Genomic DNA, 18,629 nt, shown 5'->3' with positions numbered 1-18,629 from the left:
GTATTTATTATATAAAAAGCTAATTCCTTAATACATACGATAAATTATGTAATCATTTCATTTCTATTTATTTTATAATGTATTTAGGTGAATTTTATTAATAAAAAAAAGTGAGGGTGATTGAATTGGATCAAACGGATAAAAAGATACTTTCCTTACTGGAGAATAATGGGCGGATGTCCATGAAAGAACTGGCACATGAAGTTTCCTTAACAGCCCCAGCAACTAAAGAACGTGTTAATAAATTAGAGGAAAGCGGAGTGATAAAAGGATATAAAACGGAAATATCCCTAGAAAAACTTGATAGGAGAATAACAGCATTCATTTTATTCGAAACGGATAGATGTAAAGACTTTTATCAATTTAGCTTGAACCATCCTGAAGTACTGGAATGCCACCGGTTAGCCGGTCAATACAGTTATTTAATTAAAATAAGTACATTTTCCATGGAAACGCTGGAAGACTTCGTCGATGAAGCCATTAAATATGGGAAATCGTCCACCCATCTGATATTTTCTTCCGCATCGAAAAATGTTTTTTCAGGCGAGGAAATGTAACCGGCTTTAATCATTTGCTTGCCATCTCTTTAATATATGAGCAGCAATTAGCAGGAAAAAACTCCACCCATATAGAAAGTAATTAGTAACAAAAATCACAGTTGAAAGTTACAAAAAGGGAGTGGAGAAGAGTGAGTTTTGTTTATGAGGAAGATAAAATAATGGAATTCCTTTTGCAGAATAAAAGTGAATTTGAAGAATATCTTTTATCAGAAGCGGTCAATGTCAGGGGGAAAATCGAAGAAATCCTGCTGATTGGAAATGTCGACCTTTTGAATAATGCACATAAGCTCATCCGTTATATAGTGGAGCAGAATGAAACGGATATGATTGCATTTGCCGAACAAGAGGGAGTTACGTGGGCAACCCACTCTTTGACGCTTTCATTCAAGTTGGAATGGATTCAGGCCATCCGCAGGACGCTTTGGATCTTTCTTTATAAGTTCGAAGATGCAAAAGATTTGTTCAGTGAGGATTCCAAGATCTTTTTTGATTTAGAGAAAAAAGTGAATGAAAAGGTTGATGTATTTCTTAAATCCTTTTTCGTCAGTTACTCCGATTACAAAGACAAATTGATTCTGGCCCAGCAAAACTTGGTTGAAAATCTATCCGTCCCGATCATTCCAATAACATCCACTACTTGTGTCCTTCCGTTAATTGGGACAATCGATGATACACGTATACGGATAATCGAGGAAAAAGTATTGATGGAGATTGGTAAACTAAGGATACAGACCTTGATCTTGGATTTATCCGGTATCATCGAGATGGAAATTGAAATGATTAATGATTTAATGAATATCCTCGATGGAACGGCAATGATGGGTTGTAAAGCCGTGGTGACTGGATTACGCCCTGAAGTTGTTATCAAGATGATCCGTTCAGGGGTTCAGTTCGATGGTAAAGCAGAAACAAAGGGTACACTGCAGCAGGCCTTGATGGACTATCTTGTAGTCACCTAAATCGTGAAGTGGAAGTCGCCATGTTGTGGCGGCTTTTTTTTGTGGGTAATTTGGGGTATAAAGGGAATTTATGTGCTGTTTTTTTGACTCGGATAAGTAGATATGTATAGAAATTGACGTACAACGATACATTTATTCATTACGTGAACAACTTTTATTGATTCTCGAAATGAAGGGTGTAGAAAACTAGGGAGATCACGGTAGATCAAGATGCAACGGATCGTTTGCAGATATAAGTGAATTTCCAATGAAGGTTAGCCTGAAGCAGGTTAACTTTTTTTATTAATTCGTTAAGTAGCGGCAGCCTATCCGCAAACATCCTTCTATAATTATAGCGACCTTTCTTTCGCACTTGATGCATAAAAAAACAACTTGTAAGTCACTTAGAAAGCAAAATCATGAGTTTCTTAAATGGAGTTTCTTAAATGGAAACGCAAAAATCATTATTGAAACAATGTTTGAACTATTTACTTATATAATGATTTTCATGAAGTTGAACCAAATACATGCAACCTTTCGTGTTCCTTTCCCTATCTCGATAACTTGATAACTTAGGAAACTCATTTTTAGTGAAAGTCGCAAATATTCTAGTGATTGGCATTTTGTATGTATTAAAGGTATTGGGTAGTCTCAGATATTGATGCGGCAGCCTATCAACCTACAACAGGAGGAATGGAGATGGTGAAAATATAAGAGGCATGTTCATCGTTTTAAGGGGTTTCTAGAGGGATTCAAGAAAGGGATTGTTGCAACTTCATTTAGTAGGCATTTAAATCTTCATAAAAATTAAGGAGGAATTGAAAAAATGAATGTAAAAAAGGTTCTATTTAAAGGACTGGCAGCGACAGCCTTGCTGGTATTCGTGACGCCTGCATTTGCAAGCGCGTTTGATCCAACTGAAGTATTAGGAAGTGAAAACGGTAAAGGAGCCACTTCTCATGGCCATATCACAATAATGCCAGCAGATGAAACAACAGGTCCAACTGACCCGATCGTTCCTAGTGAACCGGATGGGGAAACAGGAAATACAGGGGCACTGACAATTGATAATGTCTCGCCTTTAGAATTTAATACCCACCAATTATCCGGTGGAGCTGTGGAATATTCAACAACTACAAAAAAACCAAACGTTCAAATAACGGATATTCGTGGTACTGGTGCTGGCTGGACATTACAAGTCTCAACTTCACCATTCAAGGATCTAACTGATGAAACGATGATTCTAAAAGGTGCCACTGTTACACTTCCAATCGGGACTGCAGTTACAACTCCAGGAAATGTTTCACCTGCACCAGAATTAAGGGAAGTACAATTAGGTACTGATTCTGAAGTAACTGCACCGCAAATCCTTATGTCTGCTCAAAATTCAAAAGGAATGGGAACGTGGGTAGATCAATTTGATCCTAGCAACTTGAAAATAAATGTTCCTGCAGGAAACTTAGCTGGAGAGTATGTCTCAACATTAACTTGGAGTCTATTGGATGCACCACAATAATATAAAAAACCATGAGGTGAGGAAGATGAAAGCAATCACCCTGTCAATGGCAGGAAGTATGATTCTGGCTGGATTGATCTTTTCGACAAATTCAGCCGAAGCAGCTGTCGTAAATAGCGCTATTTCCAAAAATTATATTGATTTTATTCCGGATGAGGGTATTACCAAGCCGGTAGATCCGGTTAATCCAGATGAACCGGCTCCACCGAGTCCGATTGATCCTATAGATCCAGACAATGGCGGAACGGGAAATAGTGGATCTTTAACTTTGGACTATGTCTCCAACATCCAATTTGGAACCCAGAAAATTATGAGTGGGAACACTACATATAACGCAAATAATAAAGATCCATATGTACAAGTTTCAGATAAACGCGGAACGGGCGAAGGATGGGTTTTGACAGCAAAGGCTTCTGAATTAAAAAATAGCACTGGGGAGTCTTTACAGGGGGCTGAGTTAACATTCAAAAATGGACAAGTAAAATCACAATCATCAAATGTTTCTGAACCGCCAACGGCTTATGACGTTACATTTGATAACAGTGATTCAAAAAAATTCATGGAGGCACCTTTAGAAACTGGCCGCGGAACATGGCTGGACGTATTTTCAGGTTCTGACGGCGATAATAGTAATGTGCAACTAAAAGTTTTGGCTGGCTCAGCTGAAGCCGAAAGTTACAGTGGTACTGTAACATGGGAATTAACCAACGCACCTAGCTAAATACTCAAATAGAGCTTGGCTTTATAAGAAATTATGTAAGCCAAGTTCCATTAATATATATCACATCATGTTGAAACTAGAGGGGGATATAGATGAAAAAAGGGCTACTTATTTTGATGGTGTCCTTATTGATTGGGTTAGGAATCATTTCCCAAAATGAAACAGCCTTTGCTGGGACCATGGAATATTCAATCAAAGCCAATATTCCAAAAAATCAAATCAATAAGAAGTTGACTTACTTTGACTTGTATATGAAACCGGGGGCCGAACAAACGATATCTTTAACAGTGAAGAATAACTCGAGTGAAAAAATCGACTTAATGATTGAACCGAATACAGCCGTAACCAATCAAAATGGAGTGATTGATTACAGTAAAAATAATCAAAAAAAAGATCATTCATTAAAGTATGCATTTTCTGATCTCATTTCCCCAAAACAAAAAGTAACGTTAAAAGGAAATCAAACGAAAAAAGTGTCTTTTACAATTCAAATGCCAGATGAACCATTTGATGGAGTGATTTTGGGTGGTTTCTATGTATATGAAATAAATCAAGGCGACAAAAAACAAGAAGATGATAATGTTCAAATCAACAATGAATTTTCGTATGTGATTGGCGTCAAATTGACCGAAACGGATAAAAGAGTAAAACCCAATCTAAAGTTAAATAAAGTTCAAGCAGGATTGATGAACTATCGCACAGTGGTAACTGCGAATCTACAAAACACGGAAGCTGTGATTGTCAATAACTTGGATGTGAATGCCCGAATCACGAAAGAAGGAAACAAGGAGATGCTTCACTCTTCAGAGAAGAATGACGTTTCCATGGCACCGAATTCTAATTTCGATTTCCCTATTAGCTGGGATAATCAAGCGTTAGAGCCTGGCAAATATCATATATATATAACGGCAAAAGACGGAGATCAAACCTGGAAATTTGACAAAATGTTTGAGATTAAAGGTGATGATTCAAAGAAATTAAATAAAGAAGCAGTTGAATTGGATAAAGACTATACACTTATTTTTGCAGGAATCGGCGTGCTAATTGCGGTATTAATCATACTGGTCATTATTCTACTAAGAAGGAAAAAAAGCGGGGAAAAGCATGAAGAAGAGTAAAATATTCACTAGAATCACTTTCTCATTTCTCATTATTATGGGCTTGTTTTTCTCAAGTCTTCAATGGCTGGGGCCAGTGGAATCCATTAAAGTGGAGGCAGCCGGTCCAGTAGAAGATAATCCTCCATCCAGTATTATATTGGATGGCCTGTTTACCACTCCATCAACAGGATCAAATAGCTCCATCATTAACAGTCATCTGGTTTCAGTAACCCCTGGAACCACAAACCAAAAGGGGGCAATTTGGTCGATCGACGATCTTAAAATGGATTTAACCAAAGATTTTACAGCCTCTATGTATTTGTATTTTGGGAATAATGGGGCTAATGCGGCAGATGGTATGGCATTTGTGATGCATAATGATTCAAGAGGTGTAAATGCTATAGCAAAATCTGGGGCAAGCTTGGGGGTTTGGGCAGACGAAGGCTATAATGGATCGAAAACATCTGGCATTCAAAAAAGTTTTGCTGTTGAGTTTGATACCTATAAAAATGATGGTGAAAGCAGCTATTTTGATACTAATGTTAACGATGACCATGTTGCATGGGGATATCCAGGGAAAGCCGATACTTATATAGATTATTCCATTGGTGTTTGGCCGGTACAAAGTAATAGGAGAACCATGAAACATAATAACGTAGATGGTAATACTGGCGTTCAGTATCCCGGTCTGTTATCAAATGGTACATGGCGTAAATTCGAAGTGAGATGGGATGCTGCAAGCCAAGCACTTACGTATCAATTAGAAGGAGTAAATGCGGTTACTGTTGCTGTAAATGCACAAGATGTTTTTGGCTCTACAAAAGTTTATTGGGGATTCACTGGTTCAACAGGCCCTACTTACAAGCAAACCAATCGTGTCGCTTTTGATAAAATACCGGATTTAGTAAATGCAGAAGTTGAGCAAACGATAACGAGACAGGATGATTCTGTTGTTGGGGAGGGCTCTTCAGTTTTTAAAGGTGATGTATTAACCTATACGCTTTATGCGAAATATATCGATGGTTTTCAAAGTTGGAAAAATATCATATTGAACACGGTCTTGAATGATCATGTTACGTTTATCCCAGGCTCCATGACATTGACAACCCCTGGTGAGACTGCTGCATCATTAGATGATAATTCGTGGTCAGGGCAATCGCTGGCACTTAGTATTCCAAATATGAATTCCACTCAAAATGCAGCGACGGTCTCTTTTCAAGTCAAAGTCAATGCAACAACGGAAGCTGCCTCAGTTACTGAAACAGCTAGGTTTAATGGAGATAACATGGTGATTGATACCAATTCAATTGATTATGTCATCCAGCCTAATCAAGCACCAGAAGTAGCAATAAATGATGCTGGCCCTGTTTACGTATCCGAAGGTGAAGATTATGAAGTGACAGGAACTTGGAATGACAGTGATAATTCTAAAGGCACTTTTTACTATGAATTGAATTCAGAGGAAATCCAATCTGAAGAAAAAGAGAAAGATGTGTCTTCCGATAGTGCCGACTGGAGTTTTCTCCTTTCAAAAGACCAATTAAATATGGGGGAAAACACTTTTGAAGTGTATGTAACGGATGAAAATGGAGCAAAGTCCAATGTAGCAACTCTACAAATCATTGTTGTAGAACCGCCATCTCTTACACTTGTTGATGCTGATACGGAATTACCTATTGATTTAGGAAGTGGCTACACAATAAAAGGGACATGGAGTGATGCAGATAGTGACAAAGTGGACCTATACTATGTGTTGGATAAAGGTGAGCCAATTAAATTTGCATCTGGTGCAGCAAATGTTGCTGATAAAGGGGAAGAAGTCAGCTACGAGTATACCATTCCAGCAGATCAATTATCAGTAGGGACACATACTGTATATGTTTATAGTGTGGATGATACTGGTAGACAATCAAATGTGGAAAAACTCACCTTGAACGTCATTGGACAAGTTAGTTTCACCAATGTCGCTACGGATGTTAGTTTTGTAGACATGGAAATTCCAAATCAACCGACATTTGCAAAACGAAATGCCGATTGGGATATTCGCGTGAAGGATACTCGTGGTACCGGCAGTTCGTGGCGGCTGACGGCTACTTTAAGTGAAGATTTTTCTGATGGAGCCGGACATTATTTATTAGATGCCTTAACTTTTGTTGATGAATTTGGAAAAGAAGAAAAAATGGTACTAGGAGTTGCCATGAATGTTTTTGAACATACAACCAAAAGTATAGATGAGATATCCATACATTGGCGAGAAAATCAGGGAATATTATTAAAAATGGAACCTTTTGTCTATATAGGTGATTATCAGGGGAAGATTAAATGGGATTTAGTGGATGCGCCATGAAAAAAAGCCTATGGCTAATAATTTTTTTAGATGATCGAATAAAACCCGATCAATCCCTGTTCTTCTGGATGACTTTACAAGGCTCAAGGGTGTCCTAATGGGCATGTTTTTGTGTCAGGCATGCCTATTACGTAGCTAGCAAAACAGCCTATCCATTAACCCATCCGTGCATATGATTGGTGTCCTAGTTAAAATCGGGCAAGTGTACCTGAATTATTTAAAACAAAAAATGTAAAATGCCCGGTTTCGCTTTTTCTTGTACACTGGCTCTTAATAGACACCTCATTTTCGTTTTAACAAGTTGGTAAGCCATTCGATGTATACTGGCTTCCTCTAAACGTGAATGAGGCCTTTTTTTTGTATATTCCTTTTCTAACGAAGTGAGTACAGGCAAACTGTATAGCCCTTATGATCGTTGTGGAAGCCGTAGACCCTTCAAAATAGGTCAATATTGGTTTCCTTTTTCTTACATATAGATCATTGCTGGCGCTTCTCTAAAACGTTCATAGCACTTAGTTCCGGAGAAAGGTTTTAAAAGTCTCTTTCTTTATGATCTTTAAACATTTAATCCAATTATTTAGATTTGGGTTTGGAATAGAGGATTCTTTTTCTTCGCACTACAAATTTAACAGCAGAAAATCATAATAATGACCTTATCGGGGAGAGTTCAAAAGCGGTATATACCAATTCATATTTGAACTAGTGTTCCAAAAAAGAAAAGGTTTAGATAAAAATGGGACTATTTAGGGGGTTTACTAAAGTATTTAATGGGTAAAGGGTAAATGCATTTAGGGCTAATGTCTTATTAAGTGGACAGGTAAAGAGGTGATAGTATGAATCGATTTTATAAACGTTATTCAGACGTGATTTTTCATTTATTTAAAGATAATAAGTGGAGTAACTTGGCTGAATTATCCGATAAAACAGGGTATTCAAAAAGTACAATCCGGCGTGATTTAAAATTCCTGGAGACTTTAATTCCCGAGGGATGGGGTTTTGAGAAAAGTGAAAGTCTTGGAATATGTCTTATTAAACCTGAAAATGGTACTTTAGAAAATTTATTGGTGCAAATAAGAGAAAAGAATTCCTATTTTCACATATTAAAGTTAATTCTTTTGAATGATGGTGTCGATATTTCACAGATTTCTCAAGAGGTGCATATTAGTCGTTCCACCGCATATCGTCACCTTGAAAAATTACAGGAGGTAGTACGGGAAGCAGGTGTAAACTTAACTGCTAGCCCATTCAAATTAGTAGGGGAAGAAAAGAAAATCCGGCGCTTTATCATGCAAAATTTGGATTTTGCGACATTGGAAACCTATACAGATAAAGATTCTCTCGATGAAAAGGAATTTCAAACAACGTTACTTCATTTGTTTTCGAAATATTCGATGTCATTTCGGACTGGTGCTTTACACCGACTTACAATGATTTTATATATATCTAATCTTCGTGTTACTATGGGGTATTTCGTTTCCTATCCAAAATCAGTCTTAATGAATTACGAAGGCAGTAAGTATTTTGATTTCTCTAAAGAACTAGGACATTATATGGAAAGATGCCCCTCACGAGATATCCAACTTCAGGAAATATTTTACTTATCGATTTATCTCATGAGTGAGGAAAAACCAGTTAATAGATCACAACATCTTCGATACCTTCGAAACAGAATGAAAAGTAAACGAGGGTTTCCGTTGACTCAATTTTTGGATTCCCTTTCTGAATATGTTTGTTTTAATCTATCACAAGATGATATCTTCTTGTTCCATTTATACCAAACATTAAAGAGAATATCACTTGAAACAGAATTTGAAATGGAGACTGTAAGGAATTCTATGTTACAATATCTTCCCTATTATGAATATAATCCAATTTTTCAGACCATAGAGAAGCTGGCTACCAAATCTTTCTTGACAGTGCCGCTTAAATTTAAGAAACTGGATGTTTTGGAAGTATTCTCACTCCTTCAGGCAGCCATTCTGCGAAATAAGAATCAACACACAATAATAGTTGCATTAGTTTGTCGTACATATACCGAAAAAGATTATATAAGGGAAGTGTTAAAGTATCACTACGGAAATCAGGTGAGGATTTCAACATTCGATCCCTCCAGCAAAGAATTGATTTACAAGTATGAAGAGATTGATTTAATCATTTCGACGGAAGAAGACATTATCGGATTTCAGAAAATTCCAGTAATTATGGTATCCTCTTTTCCTACTCCATCGGAATTAATGCAAATTAAACAATTTTTTGAAGATCATTTTTTTGACCAATTCAGTATGGACCCGGGAATGATTTATCCATATGAAAAAATGAATGCCGTTGTTAAATGATTTACTGTGCAAAAAAAAACAATTTTACTTTAACTACCAACGGCAGGAAACTGTTGGTAAAGGTGAAGAACCTAAGTATATCCGTTTCTGGGGTACTCTCTCTTTACCTAGTGGTTTCACTTCAGCAAGGAATGGACATATGTATCATGAGGGAGCCTTTTTGATACATATAACTTCTTAATATTCCTTCCTGGATGAAGCCAAAGCTTACCCAAAAGATCACTTGATGGCTGGTTTACAACCGCGCCAATGCGGGTTAAATCAATGTCGTTGAAACCGTAAGCGATCCGCATATCCTTTGCGCCAAAGTGCTGGACTGACTTCATACCCTATTTCCGCCCGTCTGTATTAGGGACTGTTTGCATGAAAACCGAATGGACTATCGAATCACCCGTTTTTCAAGATAGTTTTTCGCAAAAGAAGCTACAATATCCTTCGCCTGTCGATATTTTTCAATGAATCCTGACCCTAAAAGCGGGTGACTTCATCATTTGATAAACATTGGAAGATAGTTTCCGCATCACTTTCACGAATTTCCCGTAATCTTTTCGTGTACAATACAGGAAACATATGATTCCCTCCCCATATATCCATTTTAATGATTCTGTTTCTTTGATGGTTTTTCCTTTATTATGAAGTGCCTATTTTGCCGGTATTTTCGGTAATAATCGGACAAGCTAACATTAGCACGTATTAAACAGCTCAAGTTAAATAGCATTGGATGAAGGGGAGATAGATCATGGGAAAAAAACATCGCAACCGTATCGCTTCACCGAAAAAGAATAACCATATTCCGAAAGCGGACATCATTGCAGAACATGAAGCACATGGTAAGGAATATTCTGCGAATAAACGAAAGAACGGCCCTGGTTCCAATATAGATTGAGTAAACTTATTGACCGCTCTAGCCTTTAAGGGAGAGCGGTCATTTGTGTTTCTTGCCATCGAACGGTTCATCCTATATCTTAAAGAATGAAGAACCATTGAAGGGAGTTAGGATGATGAAAGCACTTGTCTTTGATGATTTCGGCGGGCCAGAAGTTCTGTCTGTAAGGGAAATTGCAGAACCTGAACATTCAAGATCAGCCGTGATCGTTCGAATGAAAGCGATCGGCTTGAATTTTGCTGATGTATATAGAAGGAAAGGGAATTATCATTTGGTGGGGGATCCCCCATTTATTTTGGGTTATGAAGGGGCGGGGGTCATCGAATATGTCGGGGAAGATGTTCATCATGTGAAAGTCGGTGATCGTGTCGGGTTCGCCGATGTTCCCCATGCCAATGCGGAGCTGGTTTCAGTTCCAGCCGATAAACTGCTGCCGTTGCCTGAGGGCATTTCCTTTGAAACGGCCGCTTCCGTTTTACTGCAAGGATTGACTGCCCAATATCTAACTCATGACAGCTATCCAGTTAAAGACGGAGAAACCATTCTGGTCCACGCCGCTGCAGGCGGAGTCGGCCAATTACTGACACAGATGATCAGGATGAAGGGCGGTCAGGTCATTGGCTTGACATCAACAAAGGATAAAGCGGCTGTTGCCAAACAAACGGGTGCCGATCATGTTTTCCTTTACGGATCGGACTGGATGAATTCCATTAAGGAAGTAACCGGAGGTAAGGGCGTTGATGTCGTTTACGAATCAGTAGGCCAAACCTTGCTGAATAGTTTCGAGGCGACAAGGACTGGAGGGACTGTCGTTTTCTTTGGTATGGCAGGCGGCGATCCGGAGAAAATCGATCCAAGGATGTTAATGGATACATCCAAAGCATTAATAGGTGGAGACCTCTGGAACGTCTTGACTTCCCATGAAGAAAGGAAAAGAAGAACAGCAGAGTTGTTTGAATGGATCATGGCAGGAAAAATCTTCGTTGAAGAACCGACTCTTTTTTCGCTGGAAAATGGGGCTGATGCACATAGACTTCTTGAAAGCAGGAAAAGTACGGGGAAAATATTATTAATACCATAAAAAGGTATAAGGGCTTTCCATTCTAAATGGTGGGGCCTTTTTATTTTAGCCTGTTTTCACATACTATGTTGCTATTTACCAGGTAGTGAGTTGTGGTTGATTACCCCTCCAGATGCTCGCTTTCCGCGGGGCGGGTGGTGAGCCTCCTCGGCGTAAACGCCTGTGGGGTCTCACCTGTCCCGCTGCTCCCGCAGGAGTCTCGCACTTCCGCTCCAATCAACCTTAAATAGTTTCGTTTTAAAAACAACAATCTTTACGAAAAGAGCCTTATTTTAAAATAGCCTGCTGCACTCAACACCTTATTCATACTGATGATCAGAAACTTTTTCAGTTCCTTTATATAGGCCCATTCTTAGACCCTTTGATAACTTATATATTTAAGCCCTTGCCATTAGAGGGGCTAAGGCCTGTTGTCAAAACAATCTGCTGACCAAGTTCCCTTATCCACAAGACCATTATGCAACACACGAATACAGAGGAGAAATCCACAGAGGGCCATCCCAAAACCACAATCGTCATTCTGCAATTCACAGTCGGCCTTCGTCCCCAAAGAAGGCAAAAAAAAGAGAACGGATCCGTTCTCTTGGAAAACATATGACATATGTGATTTTAAGAGGAAATGGAGAGAACATCCAGACGCTTCTTTTGGATCGCGAAATAGGATTGGAGGGTTTCCTTTTTCTTTGTAAGAGAAAAGTTCCGGATAGCCGGGGCCACTGCATGATTGCCGAATTTAAGGGTCAAGGTCAACAGCCTGTCCAACTGGCCATATGTATCGTTTCTAATGCGCGCCATATACTCGGCAGCGACCTGCTTATCATCATCGGTACTTTTCTTTTTTCCTTCTGCCCGAAATTCTTCGGTCACAGTCTTTACACGGGAAATGAGCCATGTTTCGCACCAGTCGTTCAGCACATGGCGGATGAATTCTGCTTGATGGTGCTTATGGAGAATGGGCTTGATATGTTCAGCCATTTCCAAATCATTCACTTCCCGGCAGAGAGCCTTCTCGGAAATATTTCTATGAAAATGAGCGCGTTCAAGCAGGCTTTTGATGGATTCTGCCTGGTGGGCATACTTGACCATCTGTTCCAATGTTTCGTTGTAAATGATCTTGCTTAAATAAGCAGAGGCCTGTTTTGGGGCAAGAAGTAACTGCTTATTGGCAGGAAGCGCCTGGCCAAACTTCTTAAGAGAATGAGAATAGACGAAACGGGCTAACTTCTGCAGTTCCTTTTGGATATCATTGGAGATGGTTGTCGCTTCTTGTAGAAATGAACGGAAAATATATTTGCCGACCCTTTCCAATTCCCTGCATACAGAATCATTGATATGCCCAAGGTAGCCAGAGTTAAAAATCGTTCTCCGCAACAATGTCCGTTCCGCCCTATTTTCTTTATACTGCTCCAAGACACCCTCGGTAAAGGTGAACACGAGAACTTCTTTCTTTGAAAAAGCCCTGCTTGCAAAAGAAATCGTCACTAAATGGCCTAAAGCGTCATGGATTGCATCGATTGCATCCAATAAGCGCTGCCTTGTGAATAGCGAGCTGGAATCAGGGACGATTTCACTATAATCAAATAGTACTGACTCAGACTTCAAAACAGACATTCGGAAAGCACCCATAAGCAGCAGCCGTTTTCCATGAATCGTTAAGGATTTGAAAGCATCGCTATAAAAGAAACGGTATTTCTTGCAATAACGGTCAGTCTTCCTGTTATAGCCAAGATTACTTGCGGGACCAAGGTTAAACTTATAAAAGATATCTTCACCTTGAGGAACAGGCACAAACACTTTCTTTAGAGATCCTTGTGGTGCGGTGAATTTATTGATAATCTGCCTTAAGTACTTTTCTGTCGTTCCGACTCCTCGGGCCATCATATGAAGCGGGCTCTGGATGACCCCGTCCCAATCACTGTGGAGCAAAGCGTGCAAACACGTATCGAATTCAGTGGAAGATACATTTCTTAATAGGTATTGGTAAGTTTCTTCATATATCATAAGGCATCCATCCTTTTCTAGAATCTATATAAACAATGAATCGATAAAAGTAGCATCGTTGGAGTAAATAGTTTTGGAAGTTTTATGATATGGATGAAATATTATTTCGATATATTTTGAAAATAGTAAATTAGTTGCACAAAAGTGATAAAATGGTTAAATGGGAACATACATGACAAGGAGAGATATTTAAAACCATGATACTTTCACTACTCGTTTTCATCTTAAAAGGGATTTTTATGAAAATACCATTTGCCATATTGGGACTTTCCTTGATTCCGCAGAGATGGACAAACGCAATCACCAAAAAGGATATATCCTTTTTCATTGAACAGGTGCTGAGACTTTTAGTTTCTGCTGCCATATTGTTTTTCGTTATCGATATTATGCTATTGGATCTTACTGCCACTGCATTCTTTTCGAGTTTTGCCATCATTCTTGGGCTCATTCTCATCATTGATTCCAGAATGTATGTGTACAGTGCCAGGGAATCTTCAATAACCCGACGAAATCGGAGGGGAAATGAAGCTGAGAAGCAACCAAAAACACCTTGGAATGTATATTTCAACAGTTTGATAGGATTCGTTTTGATATTAGCATGGGTCATCATGCTGTTTTACCCCATCACTTTTGCCGCAGATCTGCATGGCTGGACAAAGGTCGATAAGAAAAATGAGCTGGAAGAAGTTCAAGATATAAAAACCATGCCGCTTGTTACAGTGAAAATGGCAGATGCAAAAGGTGATGCAGCGATTAATAAAATAGAAAATGCATCATATTTCACTGAAGGCGAATACCGCCTAACCAATATTAATGATGAATTGACTTATACTTCACCAATTGAAATGGACGGATTTTTGAAAGCTGGGAAAGCGGTATACACGCCAGGTTATAATTTGATTTCTGCCGTATCGACGGATAAAGGGGCAAGTACGGTAAAAGGGAAGATGCTGTATGCTCCCTCACAGTACCTCGATCATGATTTGGAAAGGACCATCCGCAAAGCATACCCGAATAAAATCATCCATGATTCATATTTGGAACCGAACGAAGACGGAAAGCCCTTCTTTGTAGCTTCAGTGGGACATTATTTGAAATACCGCAGCGGGCCCGCAGTGGACGGGGTGGTAGTAGTGAATCCGGAAACGGGGGACATGAAATACTATCCGTTAGGAAAAGAACCTGAATGGGTAGATCGAACATTCACATTGGAAACGGCCCTGGAATATTGGACCTACTGGGGGAAATACGTTCACGGGTGGAAAAACCAGTCCTTATTTGGGCCGAAGAAAGATGTCTTGATTCCTAATGAGGAAAATATGCAAGTCACGTTCAACGAAAAAGGCGAATTGATTTATGTAGTGGACTTCACCAGGGCTAAATCGAAAGGAAACTCAAAAACCCTGGTTGGTTACGGTGTTTTCAATGCCAAAACTGGTGAAATGACGTACTACAAAGGCGTCACGTCCGTTCTAACTGGAAAGGAAGCAAAATCCAACGCCAATGCGAGTGAGTTTTTGTCTAAATATCCAGGCTGGAAAGCCACTAATGGAATTTTCTATACGATATACGGTGCGCCCACTTATGTCATTCCGGTTACAAAGGGCAGCAAGTTTCAAGGTGTGGCGATCGTGTATGCCAATAGCGATAACCCCCAAGTGGTCTTTGGGAAAACGAAAGACGAAGCTTTCCGGAATTATAAAAAGCTGATTGCATCTTTAGGGAAAGTCAGCGGTGTAACGCCTCAAAAAGGATTTGAGATGAAAGAAATAAAGGGGAAAGTTACAAGGATCAACGATGCCAATCTTTCCAATGGATACGTATTCTATTTAATCGTAGAAGGTAATGCCAAGAGATTCTCAGTGGACCCTGGAGTCAATGAGCTATCTGATGTTGTATTGACGAATGTAGGAGACCGGGTTGTGCTGAAGGTGATGGATATGGAAGAAGACGTCGTTCCAGTCGATCAATTCACTAATCTGGACTTACCTAAGAAATAAAAGCATGATTGAAGCATGAAAAAAAGCATTGGGTATCAAGCAATGCTTTTTTTCATGCCTGCATTTAGAGTTCGATTGATTAACATTACAGGTCCGATAGTTTGAATGAAAGGATGGATTTCATATAATATCCCTTTTGAATGACGGCTTTTATTACGAAGTGCCCATTTATCCGTTTCCGCACCCGGTACAGCAGTGAAGCGATTTCTTCTGCCGTCACAATTTGCTCGGGATCACCGATTCTCTCGGGCCATACATGCTGGACAATCTCTTCTTTTGAGATTAGGTTGTCCAAATTCTCATAAAGCAACTTAAAGCAATCGAATTCCTTAGTAGGCATTTTAATGGGTGCTTCATCATTGATGATTACGGTCTGAAGGTGCTCATTGATAGCCACGATTTGCTGTATCTCCGGGTTCACCGGAGTGAAATCCCGTGTTAAATCGTTGTCGATGGAAATCATGAATTCAATCAATCCATTAATCAAAGTAATGGAATCCCCCGGTTCGATGGGGCAGGGATGGCCCGGAACGAGCGGCATCTGGTTCACCGAGGTACCGTGTTTGCTTGCCAAATCCTCAATGAGAAGCTGTCCTTCCTCCATATAAATCCGGCAATGTTCCCTGGAAACGAAGTCATTGTAAAGCATGAAATCAGCTTTGGAGTGCTGGCTTGCACGGCCAATCAGCAGGCTTTTCCCTTCAAAAACATAGGCGAATTCCTCGGTTTGGCCTTTGTGCAAGGTTCTCGATACAACCTTGAAAGTTTTATAGATCATTCACTTCATATCCCCTTAAGAGTCTGAATATTTAGATTATTTTTATAGATTTATCATTTTGGCTACATGGCTGTTTAGTGGGTTCAATTTTATAATTATAAATTATCATACGCTTACTTACTAACGAAAAATGAAAAAAATACAAATTAGGCACACAGCCATTATAACTTAAAGTAATGACGGATGAAGAAAGTAACTCTATTTTTGCTTGCCTTGACTGTCAGAGGGGTGCTTTTAAGGCGTTTCCTCAAAGCCGGCCAGGCAGCACCGGAAGAAGTATGCGATGAAAATGTACCTTACGCTTGTGGAAAAGGAGTTGACCAAAGGTGAGTATGTGGAGAGATAGGATAAATGCCTTCAGCATCCTGCTGATGATCATTAGTATGATAGTATATATTATTTTTCCCCAGCCCTTTACCCTCAGTCTGTACTGTATATTTGGCATTGCCTTTATTAGCCTGACTTTACTGAATTAAGCATATCCTGGATTGGGGAGGGATGTGGGAGACGAAACGGGAAGGAAGAAGACAGAAAAAGGTGGAGGAGGCATGACTGAATACATGACTCTTCCAGTGAAGTTAATATAAAAATTCAGTGCCTGCCGGATCAACGGCAGGCTTTTTTCAAGCTCTAAAATACTAGCAAGAGGTACGCTATCCAAAGATTTAATGATCATTATCATTCACCCATACTTAAAAAGAGCCATTTTTAATTGGAAACGGTATAATAAATTGGCAGAAGTAGACATTAATATGGATTGCCACTGAGTTTTATCGCGTGTATTAACTGAATCTCGAGAGAAAGAACCTTTATACAATAAAGTCAAAACAAGAAAAGGAGAAACCATGACAAATGAAACTGGATGGAATTTAGACAATAGTTATGCCCGTCTTCCGGAAAAATTTCACACGGGCACGAACCCGACTCCTGTACGTTCACCGGAGTTGATCATTCTCAATGAACGGGTGGCTGAATTCCTTGGTTTGGACGTTCAAAAGCTTCAAAGTGATGATGGCGTGGCGGTGTTTGCCGGAAACGAGCTTCCAGAGGGTGCTTCGCCTCTTGCCCAAGCTTACGCGGGGCATCAATTCGGGCATTTTAATATGTTAGGTGACGGCCGGGCGATATTGCTTGGCGAGCAGGTCTTGCCTCAAGGCGAGAGGGTTGATATCCAGCTGAAGGGTCCGGGAAGAACGCCATATTCCCGCGGGGGCGATGGCCGGGCTGCACTTGGGCCGATGCTGCGCGAATACATCATCAGCGAAGCGATGCACGGGCTCGGCATTCCTACCACCCGAAGTCTTGCCGTGGTGACGACCGGTGAAACGGTAATCCGTGAAACCGGGCTGCCTGGTGCCATCATGACCCGTGTGGCTTCGAGTCATCTTCGTGTCGGAACCTTTCAATTCGCTGCAAAATGGGGCACGGTCGAGGAACTCCGGACCCTTGCCGACTATGCAATAAAGCGTCATTTTCCAGACATTGAAGCCGATGAAAGTCGTTATCTCTCGCTGCTACAGGAAGTGGTCAAGCGTCAGGCTGAGCTCATTGCCCAATGGCAGCTGGTTGGCTTCATTCATGGGGTGATGAACACCGACAACATGACGATTAGCGGAGAAACCATCGATTATGGACCTTGCGCCTTCATGGATGCCTATGACCCTGCAACAGTATTCAGTTCAATTGATACTCAAGGCCGCTATGCCTATGGTAACCAGCCGATAATTGGGGGGTGGAATCTTGCGCGATTCGCTGAATCCCTATTGCCGCTGTTACATGATGACCAGGATCAGGCCGTTACACTTGCCCAAGATAAGATTTCTGTTTTTAATGATCTGTATCACACTAATTGGTTAGCGGGAATGAGAGCAAAACTGGGGTTATTCAACGAAGAGACACAGGATGAAGCCCTTATTAATGGCATCCTCAGTATGATGAAAAAGCATGGTGCCGACTATACCAATACCTTCCGTGCTTTGACCTTAGATAAGATGGCGGATACGGTCCTTTTCGGGACACCTGAATTCGCCCAGTGGCAAGAGCTCTGGTTGGCTAGACTAGGCAGGCAGAAGGAATCGAAGGAATCTTCGAATCAGTTGATGGAGAAAAGCAATCCTGCAGTGATTCCACGGAATCACCGGGTTGAAGAGGCATTGGAAGCGGCAGTGGAACAAGGGGACTACAGCGTGATGGAACGGCTTTTGGATGTTCTCTCAAACCCTTATGCACACTCTGATGAACAAGCCGAATACTCCACACTGCCTGCGTCAACAACACCTTACCGAACCTTTTGCGGTACCTGATTATAATGGAGATTATGAAGGAGCTCCCGAGACTGAAGTTGATTCTTTGTCAACTTCAGTCT

At 40.2% G+C, this 18,629-nt stretch carries 15 protein-coding genes; 11 read left to right on the top strand and 4 right to left on the bottom strand.

Annotated elements, in window-relative coordinates; all coding sequences use genetic code 11:
* Positions 1–125: 125 nt before the first annotated feature.
* From ACFX4L_RS15185 to ACFX4L_RS15155, 7 genes are all read left to right on the top strand, one after another.
* Complete coding sequence (locus ACFX4L_RS15185; protein WP_377384466.1) at positions 126–557, top strand: Lrp/AsnC family transcriptional regulator; 432 nt, start codon at positions 126–128, stop codon at positions 555–557.
* 131 nt (positions 558–688) lie between these two features.
* Positions 689–1,519: an STAS domain-containing protein gene (locus ACFX4L_RS15180; protein WP_317777563.1), complete on the top strand. Its 831-nt coding sequence runs from the start codon at positions 689–691 to the stop codon at positions 1,517–1,519.
* A gap of 805 nt (positions 1,520–2,324) precedes the next feature.
* Positions 2,325–3,014: a WxL domain-containing protein gene (locus tag ACFX4L_RS15175; protein ID WP_377384464.1), complete on the top strand. Its 690-nt coding sequence runs from the start codon at positions 2,325–2,327 to the stop codon at positions 3,012–3,014.
* Positions 3,015–3,039: 25 nt separating this feature from the next.
* Complete coding sequence (locus ACFX4L_RS15170; RefSeq protein WP_284469688.1) at positions 3,040–3,735, top strand: WxL domain-containing protein; 696 nt, start codon at positions 3,040–3,042, stop codon at positions 3,733–3,735.
* Between the two features lie 92 nt (positions 3,736–3,827).
* The gene (locus ACFX4L_RS15165) at positions 3,828–4,853 is read left to right on the top strand and encodes a WxLIP family cell surface protein (protein ID WP_377405562.1); all 1,026 of its coding nucleotides are present in this window, start codon (positions 3,828–3,830) and stop codon (positions 4,851–4,853) included.
* On the top strand, positions 4,840–7,182 hold the full coding sequence (locus ACFX4L_RS15160) for an L-type lectin-domain containing protein (RefSeq protein ID WP_377405560.1): 2,343 nt from the start codon (positions 4,840–4,842) through the stop codon (positions 7,180–7,182). The genes ACFX4L_RS15165 and ACFX4L_RS15160 overlap by 14 nt, the downstream gene beginning before the upstream one ends.
* Positions 7,183–8,015: 833 nt before the next feature.
* Positions 8,016–9,518 (top strand): BglG family transcription antiterminator, encoded by a 1,503-nt coding sequence (locus ACFX4L_RS15155; protein WP_377384458.1) that lies wholly within the window; start codon positions 8,016–8,018, stop codon positions 9,516–9,518.
* Positions 9,519–9,634: 116 nt separating this feature from the next.
* On the opposite strand, the gene ACFX4L_RS15150 is transcribed toward ACFX4L_RS15155, so the two are convergent.
* Entirely contained in the window at positions 9,635–9,844 is a 210-nt protein-coding gene (locus tag ACFX4L_RS15150; protein WP_377384456.1) for a hypothetical protein, read from the bottom strand.
* Positions 9,845–10,257: 413 nt separating this feature from the next.
* Between ACFX4L_RS15150 and ACFX4L_RS15145 the strand changes: the two genes are divergently transcribed.
* Together ACFX4L_RS15145 and ACFX4L_RS15140 are read left to right on the top strand one after the other, a co-directional pair.
* Positions 10,258–10,404 carry a hypothetical protein gene (locus tag ACFX4L_RS15145; RefSeq protein ID WP_141236089.1) on the top strand — a complete coding sequence of 49 codons (147 nt, stop codon included), beginning with the start codon at positions 10,258–10,260 and terminating at the stop codon, positions 10,402–10,404.
* Between the two features lie 115 nt (positions 10,405–10,519).
* A complete protein-coding gene (locus ACFX4L_RS15140) occupies positions 10,520–11,485 on the top strand; it encodes a quinone oxidoreductase family protein (RefSeq protein ID WP_377405558.1) in 966 nt (321 codons plus the stop codon).
* 609 nt (positions 11,486–12,094) lie between these two features.
* Here the strand turns inward: ACFX4L_RS15140 and ACFX4L_RS15135 are convergent.
* Entirely contained in the window at positions 12,095–13,486 is a 1,392-nt protein-coding gene (locus ACFX4L_RS15135) for a hypothetical protein (protein WP_377405556.1), read from the bottom strand.
* A 239-nt stretch (positions 13,487–13,725) separates the two neighbouring features.
* Here ACFX4L_RS15135 and ACFX4L_RS15130 point away from each other — a divergent pair, with 239 nt between their 5' ends.
* Positions 13,726–15,486: a hypothetical protein gene (locus ACFX4L_RS15130; RefSeq protein ID WP_377384450.1), complete on the top strand. Its 1,761-nt coding sequence runs from the start codon at positions 13,726–13,728 to the stop codon at positions 15,484–15,486.
* Between the two features lie 85 nt (positions 15,487–15,571).
* Here the strand turns inward: ACFX4L_RS15130 and ACFX4L_RS15125 are convergent, their stop codons facing one another.
* Complete coding sequence (locus ACFX4L_RS15125; RefSeq protein ID WP_377384448.1) at positions 15,572–16,264, bottom strand: FHA domain-containing protein; 693 nt, start codon at positions 16,262–16,264, stop codon at positions 15,572–15,574.
* A gap of 472 nt (positions 16,265–16,736) precedes the next feature.
* Positions 16,737–16,940: a hypothetical protein gene (locus tag ACFX4L_RS15120; RefSeq protein WP_284469710.1), complete on the bottom strand. Its 204-nt coding sequence runs from the start codon at positions 16,938–16,940 to the stop codon at positions 16,737–16,739.
* 169 nt (positions 16,941–17,109) lie between these two features.
* Here ACFX4L_RS15120 and ACFX4L_RS15115 point away from each other — a divergent pair, with 169 nt between their 5' ends.
* Positions 17,110–18,567, top strand: a complete 1,458-nt coding sequence (locus tag ACFX4L_RS15115) for a protein adenylyltransferase SelO (RefSeq protein WP_377384447.1) — start codon at positions 17,110–17,112, stop codon at positions 18,565–18,567.
* Positions 18,568–18,629: the final 62 nt, after the last annotated feature.

The sequence above is a fragment of the Peribacillus sp. YIM B13482 genome (genome assembly GCF_042787975.1).
GTDB classification, from domain to species: domain Bacteria; phylum Bacillota; class Bacilli; order Bacillales; family DSM-1321; genus Peribacillus; species Peribacillus simplex_A.
This window is presented reverse-complemented; position numbering and strand designations above follow the sequence as displayed.